We start from the raw sequence: 23870 nt of genomic DNA on the forward strand, positions 1-23870 counted from the left end.
ATTCGAATGGTCGATGTTTGCAATTCTTGGCAATTGGGTAAACCGCTACTGGCTGGCAATCCTCCTGTTCTGGGGAGCGCTAGCGATAGTGCTGAAGCTAGTGGCGCCCAGCTGGGACCAGGTGGCCCTGGATGGCGACTTTGACTACCTGCCCAGTAATTCTACCAGCCGACGTGGCATCGCCCTCTTGCATGAGGCATTTCCCGACGAGCAGGCCAAGAGCCAGATCGTGCTGGTGTTCGCCCGCCCCGACAAGCCTCTCTCGAAACTCGACCGCCAGTTCGCCATCGACGTAGCAGGGCAGTTGTCGCAGTTGGGCCAGGAGTCGTTCAACGTACTCGACAACATCCGCAGTCGGCTGGGCCAAGAGCACAGCATTCCCCCCGACAAGGTGCGCTTGAACACGATGCTCGTGGCGCCGCCCGCTCCCGAAGAGACGGAGAACGAAGACTCAGCCGTCGCGGACGACAAACAGGCTCCCTCACTTGGTCTCACTCAGCAGCAGGCCGATAAGCTGATCGAAGCTGTCTGTGACGAGCACAATCTACCGGTCCCCGATCCGGCTACGGCGCCCATCGTCTCGGTAGGCGACCTGGTGGCCTATGTCACCGATGACTTTCCCTGGGCAGACGACAATACGCGGGTGTGGACCGAGCTTACCCCCGTAGTGGGCCAGATGCTCAAGAACGCCGGTCGAGGAAAGCCGTCCCCGGGCGACGCTTCGAACGACGGAAGGAACCTCGACGATCACGCTGTGATGGTGGTCGGGCGTCTTACGACCGACATGATGGCCACCGAAAACGTGTGGATCCTGCAGGCAGTCAAGCGCCTGGTGGAAGAAGCCCGCACTTCGCCCGACAAGCCAGAAGGGCTAGCGGTGGGGCTCAGCGGTTCGGGCATGATTGGTGGCGATATGCAGCTATCGATCGGCGAGAGCCTCAAGAGCACGGAGTTGACCACCATCGTGCTGGTACTGCTGTGCCTGCTGATGATCTACCGCTCGCCTCTGTTGGTGCTGATACCGATGGCCACGATCGGCGTGAGCTTGAGCGTGGCAAGCGACGTCGTGGCGCTGATGGCGCAGTACTTGGGGCCTGGCGACCTGACGATTGCCGGCTTGAGCAGCGACTTCAAGATCTTCACCACCACGAAGATCTTTGTTGTGGTAATTCTGTTCGGCGCCGGTACCGACTTCTGCCTGTTCCTGATCGCGCGATTCAAGGAGGAACTCGGGCTGGGTGTCGAGTTATCCAAGGCTTCTGGCACTGCGCTCACGCATGTGGGCGACGCCCTGGCCGCCAGCGCGTTCACCACGATTCTGGGCTTGGCCACGATGTTCTTCGCCTCGTACGGCAAGTTCGTGTACTCGGGGCCGGTCATCGCGATTTGCCTGTTCATAGCTCTGCTAGCATGCATCACGTTCGCTCCAGCTCTATTGCGGGCGTTCGGCAAGGTGGTGTTCTGGCCCTTTGGCATCAAGCACCTCACTCCGCCCGAAGAGTCGAATCTGTCGTTCGACGAACAGATGAAGCGGATTTCGCCTATTTGGGACTGGGTCGCCCGCCAGGTGATTCGCTGGCCTGGTTTGATACTGTGGCTGTCGTTCGGCATTGCAGCTCCGTTCATGTTCAACGGCCTGAGTGTCCAGAAGACGCACGACTTTATGAACGAACTGGCCGAAGACCGCGCCAGCAAACTGGGCACCGAGTTGATTCGCGACTACTTCCCCCCGGGCGAATCCGCCCCCATGTCCGTGGTGGCAAAGCTGCCCAGCGGCAACTTGAACGACGATAGCGACTACTCGATCGCTTACTTGAACACACTGCTTTACAACTTGCCGGGCGTGGTCGACGTTCGCAGCCTCTATAAACCAATTGGTGGGGATCCAACCAGCGGCAAGAACATTGGCGCCGCCACCCTGGCGGGCAGTCCTTTGGCCAAGACCGCATTCGTCTCGGAGACTGGCAAGTACGCTGGCAAGGTCACCCAGCTTCACTTGGTGCTGGATAAGGACCCTTTCTCACGCGAAGCCCGGGCGATCGTCAACGAGATTGAAAAGCGGCTCGAAATGGTGAGCAAAGGGGAAGAGTTCCCCGCCGAGAAACCGGAGTGGTTCGCTGGCACTCAGGACAACTGGGACGTCATGCGCGAAGGTATTTCCAAGTGGAAAGGAGCCACGTTCGAGTTCATTGGCACCACGCCGGGAATGCGCGACCTGGAACGGGTCACTACCGCCGACGAGACCACCATCAAGGTACTAGTCGTGCTGGCAGTGCTAGCGGTGATCATTGTGATCCTGCGCCGTCCGCTGGTTTGCTTGTATCTGATCGTCACGGTGCTGCTGTCGTACTTCGCAACCATCGGAATGACGGACTTCTTCTTCCGCTGGTATTACGGTGATACTTTCGACGGACTCGACTGGAAGGTGCCAATCTTCCTGTTCGTGATCCTGATCGCCGTGGGCCAGGACTACAACATCTATCTCACCACCCGCGTGTTCGAGGAGCAGTCTCGACTGGGCCCGCGTCGCGGCTTGCGACGGGCTATGGTGCAAACCGGTGGCATCATTACCAGCTGTGGCATCATCATGGCGGGTACGTTCATCGCGATGGCTTCGGGTACGCTGCGGGGCATGATCGAAATCGGATTCGCCCTGGCCCTGGGCGTCCTGCTCGACACCTTCTTTGTGCGAACGGTCGTCGTGCCTTGTTTCTTCGCCTTGATGGCGGGTAAGGAAGATGAACCGGGGGAGCCGCAGGGGGTAAACAACGAGGGTAAGGCCCTTGGCGAAGATGCGGCACACCGGGGTAGTTCGCCGCATCACTCTGGCAGCTCTCAAGTTACGGAAACTGCTAGCTAGCCAAATTCGCCTCTATTGGCGTTCGTGGTCTCAGAAGTCGGGTTTCCGCGGACCCTTGATGAATTTTTGGCTTTTTCCTTGCGCCATAATTGACGAATTGCGAGCCAGCCGACAGACTAGGTGTGGAGCGACTGAAGTGTGCTCCATCACAAGCCATCCAGCTGTTCGCACACCCGCACTGATCCAACATCACAAGATTCCGCGAATGGCAACGCCGGAGGAGCCCTAACGGGTTCCTCCGGTTTTTTTATGCGCTACCGGTGCGACCGTTACGCATCGCTGGCGGCGACCACCTGTTGGTACGTGGTGTATCCACCACTCAGGTTGCGCGCCTGATAGCCTGCGAGCAAGAGAATCCTGGTTGCCATGTAGCCCCGCTGGCCCACCTTGCAGTAAGCAACGACTGGCTTACCTTGCGGTAGCGAATCCAGCTTGTCGCGCAGTTCATCGAGCGGAACGTTCACGCTGCCCGGAATCGCTCCTGCAGCGTACTCTTCGGGCGTGCGTACATCCAGCAACACCGCGTCCTCGAACTCTCCATCGATGAGATCCTTCGAGTGCGCCACTGGTTGGTCGCCACGCAGGACGCCCGCAGCAATGAAGCCGGCCATGTTGATGGGATCCTTGGCCGAACCAAACTGCGGGGCGTAGGCCAGTTCCGATTCTTCCAGGTCGAACACTGACATGCCCGCCTGCAGCGCCATGGATAGCACGTCGACACGTTTATCGATGCCGTGCTTGCCAACCACTTGCCCCCCCAGCAGCTTGCCGGTCTCCGGATCGAACAACACCTTTACCGCCATCGACGTGGCTCCGGGATAGTAGCCAGCGTGGTCGCCCGGGTGCAGGTAGACCTTTTCGTATTCCAGGCCGAGTCGTTGACATGCTTTTTCACTCAAGCCAGTCATCGCGGCACCGTGATCCCATAGGCCGACGATCGCCGTGCCTTGAGTGCCGCGATACTCCAGGTCGCGCCCAAAGATGTGATCAGCGGCGATGCGTCCTTGACGATTCGCAGGCCCGGCCAACGGAATCTGCACTGGCGTACCACTCACCACATCCGTTACTTCGATGGCGTCGCCCACGGCGTAGATGTCGGGATCACTGGTTTGTTGCTGGCGATTCACCTGAATACCGCCGCGCTGGGCGACCTTCAGATCCGCGTCGGCTGCCAACGTGCTCTCAGGGCGGACACCGATAGCCAGCACAACGAAGTCGGCCGCCAGCGTCTTGCCACTGTTCATTACCACCTGCAGCCCATTGTCCTTTGGGCGAAATTCCGTGGCCGAATCGCCCAGGTACAGGTCGACGCCGCGGTCGCGGAGCAATTGCTCGAGCGGCGCCACCATCTCGGCGTCCCAGGGAGGCAATATCTGGGGGCTGAGTTCTACCAGCGACGTTTGCAGGCCGCGATGCACCAGGTTCTCGGCCATCTCGATGCCGATGAATCCAGCGCCAATCACAACCGCTCGCTGGGCCCCCTTGGTCGCGGCGGCCAGACGGTCGGCGTCCTCCAGATTCCTTAGCGTGTAGATGCCAGGCGACTCGATGCCAGGAATCGGCGGCCTGAACGGTGCCGCGCCGGGCGCCAGGATCAGCTTGTCGTAGCTCTCCGTGTACTGCTCGCCCGTCTCGAGCCGTCGGATCACTATTTGCTTGTTAGCTCGATCAATCGACTCGACCGATTCCCGCACGCGGACATCTAACTGGTAACGTTGACGCAGCCGCTCGATGGGACTCACCAGCAACTTGTTGCGCGACTCGATGGTACCGCCTATGTAATAGGGCATTCCACAGTTGGCGAACGACGGGTAACTGCCTCGCTCGACCATAATTATTTCGGCTTCTTCCGACAGCCTTCGTGCACGGGCGGCCGCACTTGCGCCGCCTGCCACGCCACCAACAATGACGATCTTCATGACGTTCACTCACTTGGAGCTTGGATGGTGATATTCGCGAAACACCAGAGGACCGGCTAGGCAGCCTTGGCGGCCTTGGTACTGCAGGAACCGTCGCCGCACGCCTGGTTCCATGGCATGCGGGCCAGCAGCATGCCCATGCCGCACGTGTCGGTCACGCCGGCGAACACGAGTCCCGCCCCCACGAACGCCGACAGCGCCAGGAACGCAGGATGGACGAAGTATAACCCAATCCCCAGCAGCACCAGCGAACCAGCCGCGATACGAACCTGCCGTTCGAGCGACATGGTCTTCTTGCCGTGCACGAGTGGCAGACCGGCCTGCTCGCAGGCGGTGGTGCCACCTTCGACGTTCACGACGTTCTCCAAGCCCGCCGCAGTCAGCTGATCACACGCCTGCGAGCCGCGGCCACCTTTCTGGCAGATGATGTACAGTGGCTTCCCCTCGACCGGCTGCGGCACCGAGTCGGGCGACACCTGGTCGAGCGGCACGTTCACCGCACCGCGTACATGGGTGCTCTGAAACTCGGCCGGTGTTCGGACATCGACCAGTTTGAAGTTTCCCCCATCTACAACACTCTTGAATTCGTTAGGACTAATCGTTTGAGCAGCCATAATTAACACCTCTCGTATTGGTTATCACATCGCGACATTACGATATTATTGAGAAAAAAAACTCCCACTAGAATTACTTGGTTCCAAAGCGTGTTTCAATACATTGCATAATCGATTCCAAGTGAGGCTCACCCACGCGATAGTACCGCCGGCGACCTTCTTTTTCGCTGGTCAACAGTCCACAACGCTGCATCAGCCTCAGGTGCTCCGAAGCCATATGACTGGGCACGTCGCACGCCTCGGCCAGTTCGCCCACGGTGTACTCCCCCTGCAGCAGCATCTGAACCATCCGCAAACGGTGCGGGTGCGCCAACGTCCGCAAGCACTCGGCAGCTTCGCCGAGGGACTCGAGATTCGTCATTCGCATTTTCTTGGTGGATGCCATGGTTTTGCCTCTATTTCAATATATCGGAATGTCTCGATATGTCAATTAATAATTCTGACCACTTTTTGACCGCGCTCTGCCGCCTGCCATACCAACCTGGCAGATTGCCCCGGTGCGGCGTGGCCGACTATATTGGCCCAACTGGGGGGCAATCGCAAACAATTGACCAGTCCATCTGACTCTCCAAGTACTCAATGACAGCCACCGCTACCTTGCTACCGATCGACCAGGCCACGTTTCCTCTCTTCGCCGGCATTGACGTCGGTGGCACGAACATCAAGATCGGCCTGGTGGACGATGCAGGCCATCCCGTGGCCTTTGAGAAGATCCACACCCATCAGCAGCAAGGGGCCGAGAAGGCGGCCCAGCGGTCCGCTGAGAAGCTCACAGAGATGGTCGCCGGGCTCGGCATAGAGCCCGATCAGGTCGCCCGAGCGGGGCTCGCCACCCCCGGCCCGATGGACCTTGCGGCCGGCAAAGTACTGCAGCCTGGCAATTTGCCTGGTTGGCATTTTTCGCCGGTGCGCGACCTGTTTAGCCAGGCCACCGGCCTGCCAGTTACCTTCGCAAATGATGCTAATGCCGCAGCCTTCGGCGAGTTCTGGAGCGGAGCCGGCGCGGAAGTACGCAACATGGTGCTGGTGACCCTCGGCACCGGCGTCGGGGGCGGCATCATCATCGACGGGCGTCTGCTCGTCGGTGCCCATGGAGCCGGTGGCGAGATTGGCCACATCGTCATCGACTGCCGGGACGATGCCACGCTCAACAGCCTGAACCTCCGTGGTACGCTCGAGGGCTACTGCGGCGCGTACGGAGTGCTGGCCCGTGCCCGTAAGGCGCTCGAGGTGCAAGGAGTCAGATCGTCGCTCAGCGATTTGACCGACGACGCCCTCACGCCATTGGAGATCGCCAAGGCAGCGGAGGCGGGCGATCATCTGGCAATGAGCATTATCTTAGAAACCGCCAAGCTGCTCGCCATTGGAATGGCCTCGATCATCCACACCGTGGACCCCGAAAGCGTCGTGATCGGCGGCGCCATGACCTTCGGCGGCGATGGACATCCGCTAGGCGAACGGTTTTTGGAGGAAATCCGGTTACAAACGACCGAGAGGATCTTCGAGAGTCTACGCGGTGAAATCCATATGGACTTCGCCCGATTGGGGGGCGATGCAGGCTTTATCGGCGCTGCGGGCCTGGCACGAGAAGAACACTTGGGGTGAGTGGCCCCGTGCCGTCGTAGCTGGATTCGCAAGAATTCAGATAACCGACCACCACGTCCGAATTCTGGCGAATCCGGCTACCAATAAAAGCTCAACACTTTTCAACAATCGTGGGATAAGCCCCCACGCTGCGGTGTCTCTTCTATAGCTTGGCCACCAACCAGGAGACCCGAATGCAGGAATCAGCCGATGATCGAGCCGGCGACGCGCCGTCGCGATCGCGGTGGCTGGGTGACCTGCTGGACTGCCATGGTGCGGCCCTGGCGCTGTACGCCGCGCAGTGGACAACGGCCCCCGAGGACTGTGTACAGGAAGCCCTGGTGCGGCTGGCAGCCGAAATACCACCACCCGAGCAGCCCGTAGCGTGGCTCTGCACCGTGGTTCGCAGGCACGCCATGAATCAGGCAAGGAGCGATCGGCGCCGGCACCAGCGCGAACAACATGCCTGGAAAGAGCGACTCGCTTCCCGCTCCGCACACCGCCAACAGGGCGAACTGCTGGACGCCGTGGCATCGCTGCAGGGCGACCTGCGGGAGCTGGTCGTGCTGAAAATATGGGGCGGGTTGACGTTCAACGAAATGGCCGAAGTGCTGAGTACACCCTCCAGCACTTTGCATCGCAAATATCGTGAGGCGCTCGATCAATTGCGCAAGCTTTGGGAGGTTCCATGTCCGGGAATGACGCAAACCGAATGACCAGTGACGAACTTGAACAGGCACTCGCAGGCATGGTGCCCACCACGCCCGAGATCGATCGCGACGCCCTGATGTACCAAGCTGGCTACGCGGCCGCTCGCGGCTTGGCGGCAGAGCGGCGTACCGTTCGGTTCTGGCAAGGCTCCACTGTGCTGATGACGGCCGCCTCGGTGGCGCTAGCCATCACACTCTGGCAGCGACCGAGCGCCGAGCCGCAGCCGCAGTTCGTCAAGGCTCCGACGGTCACTCCTCCGGTCGAAGCAGTCGTCGATCACGAAACGCCCTCCTCCGAGAATTCGGCGGCGCCCGTGGCCCAATCGTCGCCCCAGATCTCCCAGGTGCCATCGATCGATCCTTTACTGCTGGCCGACCCCTCGAAGAACTACCTGGCGTTACGGGCCGTGGTACTGCGCCGGGGGGTGGAGGCCTGGCCGGTAGAGCGAGAAGCATCCTCCACTGGGGTTCCCGCTGCTGCCCCAGCTGGCCCCAGCACGGTGCGTGGTTTGATGGAGGAATTGTTGCCCCCGCCACCATCCCCCAAACGCTCGACGAACGACAACCCCAACGAAGCTTCAACTCGCCAAGAGGATCCAGTGGTATGAATACGATAACTCGATCAATTTGGTTAACCTCAATCATCTTACTGGCCGCCTTGTCCCCCGCGGCACACAGTCAGGTGGTGGGATTGATGGGCCCCGGCGGCGCGGAGAACAATGTCGAGGCCATTCGCTTGACCGTCACTCCGGCCGATGAGCCCGTGCCGGCCTTCAAGTACCGTTTGTCGCTGCGGCCCCATGAGCTTGTGCCCGGCAACTCGGTGGCCAGCTACCTGCGGGCGTTCCCCGAGGGGGGAATCGAGAAGACCTGGAAGGGTATCTACGACCAATTTGGAGACGAGGCGTACGACTGGAGCAGCACTCCCTTAAGTGAACTACCAATCGAAAAACTACAAGACGCCGCTGGACGATTTGAGTCACTGGTCGCGAATTTCATCGGCCCCGGAAGCAGGTGTCGTGATACGGACTGGGGCGTCAGGTACGAGGACCTGAAGGGCCCGGAGGTTATCACCTTTTTGCTGCCCGAGATCCAGGCCATGCGAAGCGTCTCTCGAGCCCTCTCACTGCAAACGCGAGTGGCCGTCGCCGAGCATCGCTACGACGATGCCCTCGAATTGATGCGAATGAACTATCGCCTCGGCCGCGACGTCGGCCAGCAGCCAATCTTGGTTAGCGGACTGGTCGGCATGGCCATTAGTGGAATCACCAATGACAACGTGGTCGAACTAATCGCCGCGCCCGACTCACCCAATTTGTATTGGGCACTCACCGAACTTCCGCGGCCGCAAACTTCGCTCCGCGATGCCATGCGGCTGGAGCTTGCGATCGGACCGCGGATGTTCGAGTTGCTCGACGACCCCGAACACAAGGATCGATCGTATGATGCCTGGAATGATCTGTGGCGGCGAGAAACAACTTGGCTGATGACCACGGGAGCCAATCTGGTAAGCATGGATGCGACTTGGGAAGACATGCTAGTAACACATGACTCTGATGCGCAATCTCTCGTTGCCGTCGCCCTTGGGCTGGCAAGCTATTCGCACGCCAAAGAGCGCCTGCTCGCTTGGGGTTTCGACCCAGAGCGAGTGGAACAGATGCCGGTCGGAAAGGTGCTAGCCATCTATCACGCCCGCATCTATCAATTGCAGGCCGACGAACTGGAGAAAGCGACCTACGTCGACTTTCCCACGGCACAGAGGATCTCGAGACAAGCCCAGGCGAAGCTCCAGGAAAGCGGCCCTTTGGGCTCTTCTGCCGATCGCGAGATACTGCCTATCGCATCGCTGCTGTTGCCGGCAGTGCAAGCGGCACAGGCGGCAGAATTCCGAACCGAGCGCAACCTGGATGCTTTGCGCGTGATCGAGGCGCTGAGAATGCACGCCGCACAGCACGACGGACAGTGGCCCAAGTCGCTGGACGAGATCACCTGTGTACCCGTGCCAGAAAACGTCGCGACTGGCAAGCCGTTCGAGTACCACCTCAAGGACGACACGGCGGTGCTTACGCTGCCTGAATCCGATGGCTTCCCTCCAGAAATACGTTATGAGCTGACTATCGCGGATGATCAAACCCAGAACGAGGCGGAAGGAAACTGAAAATGTTGCGTCAAATTGCCCTGAACACTGCGATAGTCTTCATTTACATCATCGCCTGCCAGCACACGTTGGCCAACGAGCGGGTGAAATCGGCTGTCGAACATTTGGCCAGCGACGACCTGCTTATGGTCGCGGCCATCGAACTCGATGGTCGGTGGGTTACAGGGCTGCAGAAGGAGCTAGGCGAGCGGCTGGGCGAAGAAGGTAACATACTGACCGGCTCGCCTGCCTTTGCGATGGCACTCGGGTTCGTCGAAAGCTTTCGATCGGCCGGTGCGAAGGAGCTGGTACTCGTCCAGGGAGCCGGCGACCTGAACGCGAAGGCGGGTGGAATCGCGGCCCTTACGACCGACTCGCCCGAGCAAGCCGCGAAGGTGCGCCAACTGCTTGAAGGTTTGCGGGCGATGCTGCCAGGCGGCCCCGATCTCGCCACGACCCAGCAAGACTCGTTGGTCTTGGTTGGTCTCAAGCCCGCGGTCGAACGCTACGCGGGGCGACAGGCGGACGGCGAAATCGCCGTGGCCGAGAAGCTCGCCAGCCTACTCCAAAGCGATGACGAGCACGCCGAAGGAGGCCCTTTGCCGAAGATGGCAATCCTGGTCGCTCCCGGCGAAGAACCACGACGTGTAATCCGCGAATTGTGGCCTACCTTCCCCAAGCCATTCCGCAAGATCACGGGAGAGATGTTGGCCGACGAAGTGCACTACCTCGCCGTCGAGGTGACCTCTCCTCCCGAGTGGGAACTGCGCGTGACGGTCGACACCGCCAGCGAGAACACCGCCAAACTGCTGGAACAGAACATCCACGCAGCGTGGGATCTCGTTCTCCGTAAACTACAAGAGAACAAGACGCCTGAAGCGCCTTGGCCGACACTCGAGGTCATTCAGCGAGCCGCACACGTGCTGACTCCTGCTCGCGATGGTACCGTGCTGGAAATAACCGCTTCGCATGACGATCCGGAGATGGTGGAACTGACGGCAGCCGTGTTGCTACCACCAATCAGAGCAGCTCGTGAAGCGGCCCGACGAAACAGTCGGCTGAACAATCTCAAGCAGATGGCGCTCGCCATGCACAACTATCACGACACGCTAAAGTCGTTTCCTGCGTCGTCAGCCATTGTGGACAAACAAGGTAAGCCACTGCTCTCGTGGCGCGTGGCGGTGCTTCCCTTCCTAGAAGGTCAGACGTTGTACAACCAGTTTCATTTCGACGAGCCGTGGGACAGTCCCCACAACCTAAAACTGCTCGCTCAAATGCCTGATGTGTACAAAGACGCATCGCACCCTGAACTATCGGCCGAGGGAAAAACCACCTATCAACTACCGGTGCATTCGCAAAGTGCATTTCCCCCCTCGGACGGCACGTCTCTGGAAAAGCCGACCACGTTGCTCGGCCGCCAGATCTACTTGGCGCCTGGCCGCCAATTACGCGAGATCACCGACGGCACCTCCAACACGGTGATGATTGTCCAGGTTCCACCCGAACTGGCCGTGCCCTGGACCAAACCGGCCGACTGGGAAGTCAATTTGGCAAATGCCTGGCAACAGCTGCGAGGCAAAGGGCGTGGCGAAGCGACGGCGGCGTTCTGCGATGGCTCGGCTCACGTCTGGGATCTGGATGACGAGTGGTTCAAGGAAAACCTGCCCAAGTTCATCACTCGCGATGGCGAGGAGATTGTGGAACGTTAGCGGCCGCAGGACGCCCGCCGCCGACCTTTTGCCGATTGCCAGATCCCGTGCTACACTGTGCCCACCCGCGGTGTGAGACGTACGGCCGCGGATCTAGTCTCCGGCAAGGGTTGCAACATGGCGCGGCTCCGTTTTCCATTCCCTACCCGTCCCCAGTCGCGAGGGTCGTATCGCAGTCGCAGCGGTCGCGCTCCATTTGGCGTCGGTGGGCGACGACAGGCTTCGTCGAGTCGTGGCGGCAGTGGCTTGAAGATTCGTCTATTGATCGCAGCGGGTATCGCCCTGTTTGCGTTGGTCTCCTACTACGGCAACCCAGGGGATCGCAACCAGATCACGGGCGAGGTCGAACGCGTCGCCTTGCCCGAGGAGAAGGACGAGGAAGCCTTGGGTCTACAAGCTGCGCCGAAAATGAAGCAGCAGCATGGCGGACTCAGTCGTGATCGACTTGCACAGGCCCGTGTAAACGCGATTGGCAATCAACTGCTGGCAGGCCTCGAGCGTTACATCAACCAGGAGCAAGAGGAAACGGGCGAAGAGTTCGTCAATCCTTACACGTTCGAATTTCACCTGCTGGCGGATCCGCGAACCGTCAACGCATTCGCCCTGCCGGGCGGGCAAGTGTTCATCACCGAAGCGCTGTACCGCCGCCTGGATACCGACGGCAAGATTGCCGGCGTTCTGGGGCACGAAGTTGGCCACGTCATCGAGCGGCATGGCAACAAGCGGATGGCTCAGCAGCAGTTGTTCAGCGGTTTGGCGGCAGCGGCCGGCACCGCAGCAGGCGACGTCGACAGTGCTCGCATGGCGCAGGCAGTCGCCCAGATGGTACAGATGAAGTACGGCCGTGAAGACGAACTCGAGTCCGACAAGTGGGGCGTCCGACTGCTGTACCTCGCCGAGTACGATCCACGCGCCATGATTGGCGTGATGAAGGTACTGGACGAAGCCAGCCCCGGTGGCGGCCCTCCCGAGATGCTTAGCACCCACCCCAAGCCGGCCAACCGCGTGCAGTACATCCAGCAGGTGATTGAAGAAGAGTTCCCCAACGGCGTCCCGGATGGATTGCAGCAGTGAGTGAGCGGGAGTCGCCTTTGTCGGTCGTGACTATCGTCTCCGGGGGGCAGACGGGCGCGGATCGCGCTGCGCTCGATTTCGCCATCGAGCACTACCTGCCTCACGCCGGTTGGTGCCCCCGCGGGCGCCGAGCCGAGGACGGTGCGATCGACGAGCGATACCAACTGCGCGAAACAAGTTCGGGTAGCTACCACGTGCGGACTCGCCAGAATGTGGAGGACACCGACGGCACCTTGGTCTTTTCTATCGCCGAGCAACCCAGCGGCGGAACAGCTCTTACCATTCGACTGGCCCACGAAGTAGCCAAACCGTTGCTGCACTTGGCGCGCGAGGCCCATTCGTGCCCCGGAACCGCCGAAGCCATTCGCCACGACGCCGGTGAACTGAACGCTTTCATCGTCGAGCACAACGTGCGGCGTTTGAACGTCGCCGGCCCCCGAGCATCGCAAGAACCAACGGTTGCCAGCTACGTCTGGAGCGTGCTGGCCGCAGCCTTGGCCATGGAGTGAGCATCCAGTAGCATGTCGTGCACACAAACCTGCAACGAAATGGATGCATGAATATCTCTCCAGAGAAAACTCGTATCGGTTGGATTGGCACGGGCGTCATGGGGCGCAGCATGTGTGGGCATCTGCTGGATGCCGGCTATGCCTGCACGGTGTTCAATCGCACGAAGAACAAGGCCGACGATTTGGTCGCCCGCGGCGCGACGTGGGCCGATTCACCCCGCGCGGTGGCCGAGCAGTCGGACGTGGTGTTCACGATTGTCGGCATGCCGGACGATGTGCGAAGCGTCACCCTGGGCGACGACGGAGCCCTGGCCGGCTGCAAGTCGGGCGGCGTGCTGGTCGACATGACCACCAGCGAGCCATCGCTGGCCGCGGAGATCGCCGAGCGGGCCGCCGAACGCGGCGTCACCAGCATCGACGCCCCGGTCTCTGGTGGCGACGTGGGCGCCAAGAACGCCGCGCTGTCGATCATGATCGGGGGCGACGCCGACACCGTGGCGGCCCTCGAACCACTGTGGTCGCTGATGGGCAAGACCCATGTCTATCAGGGCGGTCCGGGCTCGGGCCAGCACACCAAAATGGTGAATCAGACGCTCGTGGCTGCCGGCATGATTGGGGTGTGCGAAGCACTGCTGTATGCCTACCGAGCAGGTCTTGATCTGGATACCGTGCTCGAGTCGGTCGCCTCCGGGGCGGCGGGAAGCTGGTCGCTTTCGAACCTGGGACCGCGAATCATCTCTGGCAACTTCGAACCAGGCTTCTACGTCGAGCATTTCCTGAAGGACCTGCGAATAGTGCTCGATGAGTCGCGACGCATGAATCTGGCACTGCCGGGCGTGGCGTTGGTCGAGCAACTGTACCGCGCGACCGCCGCCCAAGGTCACGCCAAAGATGGGACGCACGCCCTGATGCTGGCCCTGGCCGAGGTCTCGGGAATCGACTGGAAGAATCGCTAAGCGGCCGGCAATTCGGCAAAACGCTGGAAGTCGGCCGCCGAAAGAGTCACGCCCTCGTGCACCAGTTGATACACGACATCGCGGGTTCCGAAGCAACCGAGCAGGTCGGCCAGCATGTCCAGGCTGCAACTGCCGTGCATCTCAACGCGGTACATCTGGCCATCGTATTCGAACAGGTGTCCGTCGATCTGCCACCGACGCCCCTCTTTCTCGCCGCCGGCGACCAGAAAGTAGCCGTCGGGTTCGATATCCATCCGCGGGATCTGCACCAACCGCTGCTGAATCTCTTCAAACTTGGCCGGCAGCGGCTGGTCGAACACAGGCGGCCCGCCACCGGGAGCCGCAAAAGTCGAAAACTCTTCGCCGCGCAGCTGAACACTGGGACCAGAAGCCAACTCCGCAGGTCGCGCGAAGACATTGGTGTGGAAGTGCAGCATGTTATTCTTCGCCATTCCCACACTCAATTCGGCAGCTGATGTCCCATCTTGTCCCGCTTGGTCGCCATGTACCGCGCGTTGTGCTTAGTGATGGGCGGGACGATGGGAATCTGGTCGACCACTTCCAGGTCGAAGCCGCCGTAGATGAAGGCGTCGGTCTTCTTGGGGTTATTGGTCAGCAGGCGGATCTTCCGTAGCCCCAGGTCTTTCAGCAGTTGAATACCGACACCATAGTCACGGGGATCGGCTTTGAAGCCGAGCGCCAAGTTGGCCTCGACGGTGTCCAATCCTTCGTCCTGCAGGGCGTAGGCCTTCACCTTCTCGACCAGGCCGATGCCGCGACCTTCCTGTGGCAGGTAGACGAGCACTCCACAACCTTCGTCGGCAATCATGTCGAGCGCCATGTGTAACTGGTCGCCACAGTCGCAGCGAAGCGACTCGAGCAAATCTCCCGTGAAGCAGGACGAGTGCAATCTTACCAGCGGTGCATCCACGCTCTTGATGTCGCCGATCACGTAGACCACCGGCTCCTGGCTCTCGTACGCCACGCCATAGGCGATCACGTGGCCGTCGCCGTAGCGAGTGGGCAGCTTGGCTTCTGCTTTGCGATACACCAGTTTTTCGCGAATCCGGCGATGGGCGATCAGATCCTCGATCGAGATGATTGGCAAGTTGTGCTTTTCGGCCAGTTCCGACAATTCGTCGCGGTTGGCTCGATCACCGGAATCATTCAATATCTCGCAAAGCACGCCTGCTGGAGTCAGTTCGGCCATGCGCGCGAGGTCAACCGCCGCTTCGGTATGCCCAGCGCGACGGAGCACTCCGCCCTCCTTGGCGACCAATGGGGCCAAGTGTCCGGGGCGGACGAAATCGGCGGGCACACTTTTCGGATTGCAGATTTCCAGAATGGTGTTGGCCCGCTCGGCCGCGGTGATGCCGGTGCGGGCCGATCGGTGATCCACGGGAATGGTGTAGGCCGTGCCCAGCGGAGCGGTGTTGTCTTCGACGATGGGCGGCAGATCCAGACGCTCGCTCACTTCCGGCAGGATCGGCATGCAGAGTTGACCGCGGCCGTGGGTGATCATGAAGTTCACCAATTCGGGCGTCACCTTCTCCGCGGCGCAGATGAAGTCGCCTTCGTTCTCGCGGTCTTCGTCGTCGACAACAATAATAATCTCGCCCCGGCCGATGGCCTGGACCGCCTCATCGATACTGGCAAACTTACTGGGCACTTTTGGCAGGTGGTTGGAGTAAAATGGATGCTCGAGAGCGAACAGAACACCAGGAGCTTGCGGCCAAGCTTCCCGGGCGCTCTACTGACGGGTGACAATCCATCAGACTGGTCACTATATCGATGATAGGCCGCAGCAGGCCCTTCTACCACTCCCGCACGGACCGCTGGCCATGACTCAGATGCCCGAAATGCCCAATCCCATCGCCCCGTTGGGGCCCGAGGAGTACATCGAGCAGGCGCATTTTTTCAGGGCCCTGGGAGAGCGGATAGCCGCGAATGTGCCCACGCAGGACGTACTGGCGGCCGTCCGCGAGGAGACGCTGGCCACCACCAAGCTACCGATGGCCATCGACTTCATGCTGTCCGAGTTGCGCCATCTGGGGGCATTCTGTACGGCTATGCAGAAGCTTCAACACTACTTTACCCCGTTTCAGAGCTTCATCATCGGCGAAGCGGAGAAAGAGCGGGGCAACTTCGATCTACGGGTGGGCCTCGCGATCCTGGCCCAGGAAGCACTCTACCGGGCGGGGCGGTTCGAGGCAGCCGAACCCACCCGCCAGGGCCTGTTTCTCTACCAGTTCGAGGTGCTGTGCCGTAATCGACTGGGCTACGACGCAGGGTTGGCGGCCATTGCCGGCGACCCATCCTACGACCAACCGTGGCGTGACTGGATTCTCACTATCCGCCGCCAGGTTGGTATGGTGGACATTGCCGACCTGCTATACGTGCAAAGCGCTCACGCCGCGGAGCGAGCCAAACGCAGTGGCCGGGCAGTTGGCGGCGGACCTGAGCCTCTGTTCGGTGATCGGGAAGGCCGGATTGCGCTAGCCAACCGGCGGAAAGATCCGCTATACCTGTTCGCCTCGCTGCACCGGCAGTTGGGCTATCCCGAGGTCCCGCGACCAGTGGTGCGTGATCCCAAGGAGGACCTTTTACCGCAAATGGCACGCCGACTGGAGCAACTCGAGAAGCGAATGTCGCTGATGGAGGAGGAGCAGCGGGGCGGCATCGACCTGGCCAAACTGTACGAGCCGCCGCCAGAGCTACGCTAGCGGACAATCGTCCGAGGGCTGGCCCTGGCAGCTGCGGATCCTGCAATCCATTGCGCAGCCATGCAATCCCTGGCTCGCCAGGGGGGCACCTTCCGCAATCGGCACAATTTCGCCAGCAAGTGCGGTTTAACACGCGGAGCAAGCGCGGTACACTCACGGTTTGCCTTACCCCCCTGCCTTTGCGAACAATGCTAGTATCCGGGCAGCTTAAGTCGGCTTCTCCGCGTTTCTTTTACAGGCACCCTTCCCAAGCAGACCATGTCGACCGTCACTGAGAAACCTACCCAACAACTGGAAGAAGCAACCGTTCGATTCTGCGGCGACTCCGGCGACGGCATGCAGCTGGCCGGCACGCAGTTCACCAATACATCGGCCCTGGCCGGAAACGACGTCGCGACGTTCCCCGACTTTCCGGCTGAGATTCGGGCCCCCCGCGGCACTAAGGCGGGGGTAAGCGGATTCCAGATTCACTTTTCGAGCCACGACATTTACACGCCGGGCGACACGGTCGATGCCCTGGTGGCCATGAACCCCGCGGCGCTGATCACCAACCTGGGTGACTTGCGCGACGGCGGCATCCTGATCTGCAACGAAAGCGCCTTCGACAAAAAGGGGCTCGCTCAGGCCGGTTATGCAACCAGCCCTCTGGAAGATGGTTCGTTGGAGAAGAAGTTCAAGCTGCACAAGGTCGACATGACCAAGCTCACCCGAACGGCCGTCGACGGCTTGGGTCTCAGCCAGAAAGAGGCCGATCGCTGCCGCAACTTCTTCGCCATGGGCCTGGTGTTCTGGCTGTACGATCGTTCGCTCGATCCGACCATGCGGTTCATCGAGGACAAATTCGGCAAGAAGCCCGAAGTGGCCGAAGCCAACCGCCGCGCATTGACGGCCGGCTACAACTATGGCGAAACCGTCGAGGCGATCAACACACAGTACCATGTCGGTAAAGCCGAGTTGCCGCCTGGCACTTATCGCAACATCATGGGCAACACCGCCCTGGCCTGGGGCCTGGTGGCGGCGGCGCACTTGAGCGGGCGTCGGTTGTTCCTGGGTGCCTACCCCATCACGCCCGCCAGCGACATCCTGCACGAACTGGCCAAGCACAAGCACTTCGACGTGCTCACGTTTCAGGCCGAAGACGAAATCGCCGCGGTGACGGCCACGATTGGTGCCTCGTTTGCCGGCGAGATGGCGGTCACCGCCAGTAGCGGCCCTGGCATCGCACTGAAGGGCGAAGCACTGGGCTTGGCCGTGATGACCGAGCTTCCCATGATCGTCATCAACGTGCAACGTGGCGGCCCATCGACGGGCCTGCCCACCAAGACAGAGCAGGCCGACCTGTTCCAGGCCATGTACGGCCGCAACGGCGAATGCCCCATGCCAGTCATTGCGGCGGCCAGCCCGGCCGATTGCTTTGATGTGGCACAAGAAGCCTGGCGTATCGCGGTGGAGCACATGCTGCCGGTATTCCTGCTGACCGATGGCTACATCGCCAATGGCTCCGAACCGTGGCGGTTGCCCGAGGTGGCAAGCCTGAAGCCCACCAAGGTGAAGTACGCCGAGCCGCTGGCCAACGGAGATGGCTCAAATGGCGAAACCTTTTTGCCGTATGAGCGGAACGAAAGGCTCAGCCGTCCGTGGGCTCGCCCCGGCACGCCGACCCTGATGCACCGCGTGGGTGGCCTCGAAAAGCAGGACATCACCGGCAACGTCAGCTACGACCCGGCCAACCATCAGCACATGATTGAAACCCGGGCGAAAAAAGTCGAACTGATTGCCGATAACATCCCGCCGCAAAAAGTGGATGGCCCCGAGAGTGGCGACCTACTGGTGGTCAGTTGGGGCGGCCCCTACGGTGCCTGCGCCACCGCGGTTCACGCTGCTCAAGCAGCTGGCAAGGCGGTTGCCCACTGCCACCTGCGATACCTGAACCCCTTTCCCAAGAACCTCGAACAAGTCCTCCGCAGCTACAAACGCGTGCTCGTAGCCGAGCTCAACTGTGGCCAACTCCGCAGCATCCTCCGCGACAAGTTCCTGCTGGACGCCGCTGGCCTTAACAAGGTGCAGGGCAAACCGTTCCAAGTGGGAGAGATCCTGGAGCGGATCAACACCGAACTAGCTAGCTAACCCTGCGTTCACTTTATTGATTACAGATGCAAGGGCGGTAAGACACAAAGACGCGCAGAGCACTAACCTTAATCTGTCTGCCTTCGCGACCTTGTAACTTTGCATCGTATACAACAAGAGATAACAAAAATGTCCGTTGAATCGTTGCCTGTTCTGAAGCCTAACGACTTTGCCAGCGACCAGGACGTTCGTTGGTGCCCTGGTTGCGGCGACTACGCTATTCTGGCGCAGATGAAGAAGGTGCTGCCCGACTTGGGCGTCCCCCGCGAGAACATCGTGTTCATCTCCGGCATCGGCTGCAGCAGCCGCTTTCCGTATTACATGAACACCTACGGCATGCACTCCATCCATGGACGTGCGCCGGCCGTGGCGACGGGCCTGAAGACCGTGCGGCCCGACTTGCAGGTGTGGGTAATCACGGGCGACGGCGATGGGCTCTCCATCGGCGGCAACCACCTGATGCACGCCATCCGCCGCAACATGGACCTGAACATCATCCTGTTCAACAACCGCATTTACGGCCTGACCAAGGGGCAGTATTCGCCCACCTCGCTATTGGGCGCGAAGACCAAGAGCACGCCGATGGGGGCGATTGACAATCCGCTCAATCCGCTTTCGATTGTCATCGGCGCCGAAGGCACCTTTGTCGCTCGAACCATCGATACCAACCTCAAACACATGGGCGCAGTGCTCAAGCGGGCGGCCGAGCACTCCGGCACGTCGTTCGTCGAAGTCTATCAGAACTGCAACGTATTCAACGACGGTGCGTGGGACTACGCCAAGGATCGCGACACCAAGGAAGACACCACCCTCGAGCTCGAGCACGGCAAGCCGATGATCTTCGGCAAGAACCGCGACAAAGGCATCCGGCTCAACGGCATGGATCCCGAAGTGGTGCAGCTGGGCAAGGGCATTACCGAAGACGACCTGCTGTTCCACGACGAGCGGGCCCCCGAGCCAAGCCTCGCCTACCTGCTGACCCGCATGCGGCACCAGGATGGCTTCCCTGAGCCGATCGGCGTGTTCCGCGCCATCGAATCGCCACGTTACGACGAACTGATCAACGATCAGATCGAACAGGCCAAAGCCAGCAAAGGCCCTGGCGACCTGGAGAAGCTGTTTACTTCCGGCGACACCTGGGTCGTGGAATAACCTCAAGTACGCAGACCGCGTATCAGTCCGGCGATTCGATCAACGCAACCAGCCAAGGTGGCAAGCGTCTAGCTGGCACGTCGGCGGTACACGCCCACCAGGCCAAGCAATCCGCCCGATACAAGCATCGCTACGGTGGAGGGTTCGGGCACCTCGACAATCTGAGAGAAACCAGTCAACGCAGCGAAGTCGCCACCGCCGGAAAGGGTGAAGCTGACCGTCAGGCTCATTTGATCGAAGGTGCCGACAGGACCAGGCTGCACCGGTTGCATGTCCGTGGGATACGAAAACACCATCGGACTGCCGGTACCCGGATTGGAGAACGCTCCTCCCACATCGACGCCCATATTCACCGACGGTGCGCCAAGTCCCACCTCGGAAGTCTGAATTTCGGCAATCGTGTCACCATCGCTATCGGGCGAATTTGGAGTGAGCGTGATTCCGTCACCGGAACCGTCGTTCAATGCCCCACCTATCTGGGCATCCACCAAGTGGTTCGTGCCTGCCAACACAATCGGCTGGGAAAACACAAACGTGAAGGTACTGGGGGCACCAAAGTCCGTAACGGCGATCGAGTAGTTGATCACCGGATCGGGATCAAATTCGGCAGAAATGGAGAAGTGGCCGTTTTCAGGATAATTTGCTTCCCACTGATCAAGCACCGAAACCGGGCTATGCTCGTCAGCAACAAATAATCCCGGAGGAACACTGAAGGGCTTCCCGTCCACGAAGCCAGTCACCATGGGTGCGGCCGAACTGAGCGATCCACAAAGAAATACAGATAGGCTTAAGAAAGAGAAGAGGTACTTGCCGGAAGAGATCATTAGTCGAGACCCTTATCTTGGGTGCAAACTCAAAGGCGAAGAGACAAGTCGTGCATAGTGCAGTTTCCCAAAACCCACAATGCTGTCAAGCAAGGTGCCTCAAACCGCACACAGTAGAGCCCCATCAGAGGGCAACCGAGACCTGGAGATCTCCGACCAAGCAGCGGAAGAAGCGACCATCCATGGCCAAACCTGCCGGTCCTGCTCGATCCTCCATAGGACGACTGACGAACCAGGTCGCGGAGGGACCCACTATCTGTAGTTGAGGGTCTCCACCAACTCCCCCGTACCCTCCGGCTGATGCCGGCAATCGGGCTCTTCGGCCATGGGATCTCCGGTCAGGGCAAACGCCCGAGAACGACTGCCACCGCAAGCCGAGCGGTATTCGCATAGTCCACATTTGCCCTGTAGCAGATCGTGGTCGCGCAGCGTGCGGAAGTTGGGATGCTGCTGATACGCATCGACAACTGACTGCTCGGGAAAGCGTCCGCACTCCAGCGGCAGAAAGCCGGCGGGGAACACCTGTCCGTCGTGGGCCACAAACATGATTCCCTTGCCGTCCCGCACGCCTAGTGGTGCTCGTCGGCCGTGACTATCGCTGCGACCGGCCAGTGGATCGCCCTGATGCTGCATCACGAACCGGCGATAGTGTGGCGCCTCGGTGGTCTTGATGGCGTACGGCTGACGCTGGGTTTGCCGCCAGAGCAGCTCGAACACCTCCTCGCACTCGTCGGCCGAAAGTCGCTGTTCCTCGATCCCCCGTCCCACCGGCACGAGGAAGAACACGGCCCACATCATGATTCCATGCTCGGCCAGTTGGTCGGCCAGCGGATCAAGCTGCCCCACGTTTCGCTTGGTGACCGTGGTGTTTACTTGCACCGGCAGTCCCAGCCGTTTGGCATCCTCCAGCATCTCCATCGTACGGTCGTAGCTGCCGCTCCAGCCGCGGAAGGCATCGTGGGTCTCGGCGTCGGCGCCGTCCAGGCTCACTCCCAGGCAGCTCACTCCCGCCTCTTTTGCATTGGCGAGCGCCTCGTACGTAGCCAATGGCGTCGCCGACGGCGTGAGCGCCACCCGCAGGTCGCGACTTCGGGCGTGGCGAATCAGGTCGAACAGATCAGGGCGCTTGAGGGGATCGCCACCAGTAAACACCAGCGTTGGTGGTTTGGGAAATTGCGTTACCTGGTCGATCAACGCTCGCGACTCCTCCGGGCTCAACTGACCAGGATGCGCCTCGGGCTGTGCCGATGCGCGGCAGTGCTTGCACACCAGATCACATGCTTGCGTGACCTCGTAGTAGAACATCAGCGGGCTAGTGGCAAAGTCTTCTTCGGTATAGTTGATGGGGAGCATGGATTTGCCCGGTGAGAATGTACAGCAATAGAAGAAGTAGCCGACGAGTTATGCTTCGTCGCGTGGTTGGCTATGGGGATACTCACGTCTCAATCATCGAAACTTTGACCTCGCTTACAACATACCTGCTTTCTCGCAGCCAGTCGCGTCGCGCTCCAATTGTTCCACCACCCGCCGGGCGGCGTCCTCGGCCGTGTGAATACAGTGTGGAATGCCAACGCCATGCAGAGCTGCGCCGGCTAGTTCGAGTCCGTGGTGCGCTGCCGTGCGTTGCTCGATTTCGTCGACTCTTTCGGCATGGCCCACGTGATACTGCGGCATCGAGCTTTGCCAACGTTTGACGACCGTGAACAGCGGTTCGCCGCTCGCGCCAAGCAATGTCCCAACCTCGCTCTTGGCCAGCTCGATCAACTTCTCGTCGCTCATTGCGGGAAGCTCGGGTCGCATCGCCCCGCCGAAGAAGGCTCGCAGCACTACGCTGCCATCAGGCGCCCGGCCGGCGTACTTCACGCTGCTGAACGAACAGGCCTGCAGAGCCCGCCCCTCGACGTTCGGCACCACCACGCCTGCCGCGTCCAGCGGGTGGGCGATATTCTTTCGCTGGTAGCCGAGTTGCACAATCACACAGCTAGAATACTCCACGCCCGCGAGCAGCTCGCTCACCCGCGGGTCGACCGACTCCAACAGGCGGGCGGTCGCGGACGCCGGCGTGGCGACGATCACTGCATCGTACGTTTCGTCCGCCTGCTCGCCGGTTTGGATGTCCTCGACGCGAAGCTGCCAGGCATCGTCGCGCGACGCGAGCTGCACCACTCGCTGGCCACAACGCACCCGTTCGCCCAGCTTCTCGGCGGCTGCTTCGATGATGCGTCCCAAACCACCCGCGGGCGCTGTGAATACGCTTTGCGGCTTGCCATCGGCCTTGGCTTCACGCTGCTTGCGGGCTGCCTGGGTGGCCTTGATCAGACTTCCGTGCTCGGCTTCCATGGCCGCAAACTGGGGAAAGCAGGATTTGAGACTCAGCCGCTCGGGATCGCCCATAAAGATGCCGCCAGCCAGCGGTTGGACAATGCGTTCGAACGCCTCGCGACCGAGACGGCGACAGGCAAACGCAGCCAGGCTCTCATCTGTGGACGCCGTGCGGCGAGGCACCAGCCGCTCGGCCGCCAATCGCAGCTTGCCCCACGGCGAGAGAATCGGCGTGGTAACCACCGGCCACGTCCGCTCGGGCGCCATGATCGCAAACCCTTCCGGCATTCGCGTCGCTCGGCCGCGGTGCACGGTGTAGACTCCCTTGGCCGCGGGCTCGGTTCCGATTAGCTCCTGCTCGATCCCCAACCGGCGACACAAATCCACCCCCCAGGGCAATCGGCGGAGCAGACTATCGGGCCCCAGCTCGAGCGTAAAGTCATCGCGTTGGACAGTCTGAATCACGCCCCCCGGTTCATCGCTTGCTTCGAGCACGACAACCTGCCACTCGGGGCGCAACTCCACTAACCGCCACGCCGCGGCAAGTCCACTAATTCCTCCCCCAATGACGGCCACCGAACGAACTGTTTCTCGACTTGTATCCATGGATTCAATTGTCGTTAGGTGCCCGAGTTGAGAAAAGGGGCAAA

At 60.6% G+C, this 23870-nt stretch carries 20 protein-coding genes; 12 read left to right on the plus strand and 8 right to left on the minus strand.

Annotated elements, in window-relative coordinates:
• Window positions 1–13 precede the first annotated feature (13 nt).
• The gene (locus NG895_RS03625) at window positions 14–2860 is read left to right on the plus strand and encodes an MMPL family transporter (protein WP_252851088.1); all 2847 of its coding nucleotides are present in this window, start codon (window positions 14–16) and stop codon (window positions 2858–2860) included.
• Window positions 2861–3129: 269 nt separating this feature from the next.
• Here NG895_RS03625 and NG895_RS03630 read toward each other — a convergent pair whose 3' ends face one another.
• From NG895_RS03630 to NG895_RS03640, 3 genes are all read right to left on the minus strand, one after another.
• Complete coding sequence (locus NG895_RS03630; RefSeq protein ID WP_252851089.1) at window positions 3130–4779, minus strand: FAD-dependent oxidoreductase; 1650 nt, start codon at window positions 4777–4779, stop codon at window positions 3130–3132.
• A gap of 56 nt (window positions 4780–4835) precedes the next feature.
• Window positions 4836–5393, minus strand: coding sequence for a rhodanese-like domain-containing protein (locus tag NG895_RS03635; protein ID WP_252851090.1), 558 nt, complete (start codon window positions 5391–5393; stop codon window positions 4836–4838).
• 73 nt (window positions 5394–5466) lie between these two features.
• Entirely contained in the window at window positions 5467–5778 is a 312-nt protein-coding gene (locus NG895_RS03640; protein ID WP_252851091.1) for an ArsR/SmtB family transcription factor, read from the minus strand.
• Window positions 5779–5972: 194 nt separating this feature from the next.
• Here NG895_RS03640 and NG895_RS03645 point away from each other — a divergent pair, with 194 nt between their 5' ends.
• From NG895_RS03645 to NG895_RS03680, 8 genes are all read left to right on the plus strand, one after another.
• Window positions 5973–6998, plus strand: a complete 1026-nt coding sequence (locus NG895_RS03645; RefSeq protein ID WP_252851092.1) for an ROK family protein — start codon at window positions 5973–5975, stop codon at window positions 6996–6998.
• 173 nt (window positions 6999–7171) lie between these two features.
• Window positions 7172–7693, plus strand: a complete 522-nt coding sequence (locus tag NG895_RS03650; RefSeq protein ID WP_252851093.1) for an RNA polymerase sigma factor — start codon at window positions 7172–7174, stop codon at window positions 7691–7693.
• Entirely contained in the window at window positions 7690–8295 is a 606-nt protein-coding gene (locus tag NG895_RS03655; protein WP_252851094.1) for a hypothetical protein, read from the plus strand. Before NG895_RS03650 ends, NG895_RS03655 begins: the two co-directional genes overlap by 4 nt.
• Window positions 8292–9845: a hypothetical protein gene (locus NG895_RS03660; protein ID WP_252851095.1), complete on the plus strand. Its 1554-nt coding sequence runs from the start codon at window positions 8292–8294 to the stop codon at window positions 9843–9845. The genes NG895_RS03655 and NG895_RS03660 overlap by 4 nt, the downstream gene beginning before the upstream one ends.
• Window positions 9846–9847: 2 nt before the next feature.
• Window positions 9848–11533 carry a DUF1559 family PulG-like putative transporter gene (locus tag NG895_RS03665; RefSeq protein ID WP_252851096.1) on the plus strand — a complete coding sequence of 562 codons (1686 nt, stop codon included), beginning with the start codon at window positions 9848–9850 and terminating at the stop codon, window positions 11531–11533.
• Between the two features lie 246 nt (window positions 11534–11779).
• Window positions 11780–12607, plus strand: a complete 828-nt coding sequence (locus tag NG895_RS03670; RefSeq protein ID WP_252851097.1) for a M48 family metalloprotease — start codon at window positions 11780–11782, stop codon at window positions 12605–12607.
• 26 nt (window positions 12608–12633) lie between these two features.
• Window positions 12634–13116 (plus strand): putative molybdenum carrier protein, encoded by a 483-nt coding sequence (locus NG895_RS03675; protein ID WP_252851121.1) that lies wholly within the window; start codon window positions 12634–12636, stop codon window positions 13114–13116.
• 47 nt (window positions 13117–13163) lie between these two features.
• Window positions 13164–14072, plus strand: a complete 909-nt coding sequence (locus NG895_RS03680; protein WP_261360651.1) for an NAD(P)-dependent oxidoreductase — start codon at window positions 13164–13166, stop codon at window positions 14070–14072.
• Here the strand turns inward: NG895_RS03680 and NG895_RS03685 are convergent.
• A complete protein-coding gene (locus NG895_RS03685; RefSeq protein WP_252851098.1) occupies window positions 14069–14524 on the minus strand; it encodes a hypothetical protein in 456 nt (151 codons plus the stop codon). The genes NG895_RS03680 and NG895_RS03685 overlap by 4 nt on opposite strands.
• An 8-nt stretch (window positions 14525–14532) precedes the next feature.
• Window positions 14533–15741, minus strand: coding sequence for a 3,4-dihydroxy-2-butanone-4-phosphate synthase (gene ribB, locus NG895_RS03690; RefSeq protein WP_252851099.1), 1209 nt, complete (start codon window positions 15739–15741; stop codon window positions 14533–14535).
• A gap of 172 nt (window positions 15742–15913) precedes the next feature.
• Between ribB and NG895_RS03695 the strand changes: the two genes are divergently transcribed.
• The 3 genes from NG895_RS03695 (at window position 15914) to NG895_RS03705 (ending at window position 20074) form a co-directional block, all read left to right on the plus strand.
• Window positions 15914–16795 (plus strand): hypothetical protein, encoded by an 882-nt coding sequence (locus NG895_RS03695; RefSeq protein WP_252851100.1) that lies wholly within the window; start codon window positions 15914–15916, stop codon window positions 16793–16795.
• Between the two features lie 258 nt (window positions 16796–17053).
• The gene (locus NG895_RS03700; RefSeq protein WP_261360652.1) at window positions 17054–18922 is read left to right on the plus strand and encodes a 2-oxoacid:acceptor oxidoreductase subunit alpha; all 1869 of its coding nucleotides are present in this window, start codon (window positions 17054–17056) and stop codon (window positions 18920–18922) included.
• Between the two features lie 129 nt (window positions 18923–19051).
• A complete protein-coding gene (locus tag NG895_RS03705; RefSeq protein ID WP_252851101.1) occupies window positions 19052–20074 on the plus strand; it encodes a 2-oxoacid:ferredoxin oxidoreductase subunit beta in 1023 nt (340 codons plus the stop codon).
• 68 nt (window positions 20075–20142) lie between these two features.
• On the opposite strand, the gene NG895_RS03710 is transcribed toward NG895_RS03705, so the two are convergent.
• The 3 genes from NG895_RS03710 to hemG form a co-directional block, all read right to left on the minus strand.
• Window positions 20143–20817, minus strand: coding sequence for a PEP-CTERM sorting domain-containing protein (locus tag NG895_RS03710; RefSeq protein WP_252851102.1), 675 nt, complete (start codon window positions 20815–20817; stop codon window positions 20143–20145).
• 333 nt (window positions 20818–21150) lie between these two features.
• A complete protein-coding gene (locus tag NG895_RS03715; protein ID WP_252851103.1) occupies window positions 21151–22251 on the minus strand; it encodes a TIGR04053 family radical SAM/SPASM domain-containing protein in 1101 nt (366 codons plus the stop codon).
• Window positions 22252–22365: 114 nt separating this feature from the next.
• Complete coding sequence (gene hemG / locus NG895_RS03720) at window positions 22366–23826, minus strand: protoporphyrinogen oxidase (protein ID WP_252851104.1); 1461 nt, start codon at window positions 23824–23826, stop codon at window positions 22366–22368.
• Window positions 23827–23870 lie beyond the last annotated feature (44 nt).

Origin of the sequence: Aeoliella straminimaris (assembly GCF_024054565.1) — a bacterium.
Classification (GTDB): domain Bacteria; phylum Planctomycetota; class Planctomycetia; order Pirellulales; family Lacipirellulaceae; genus Aeoliella; species Aeoliella straminimaris.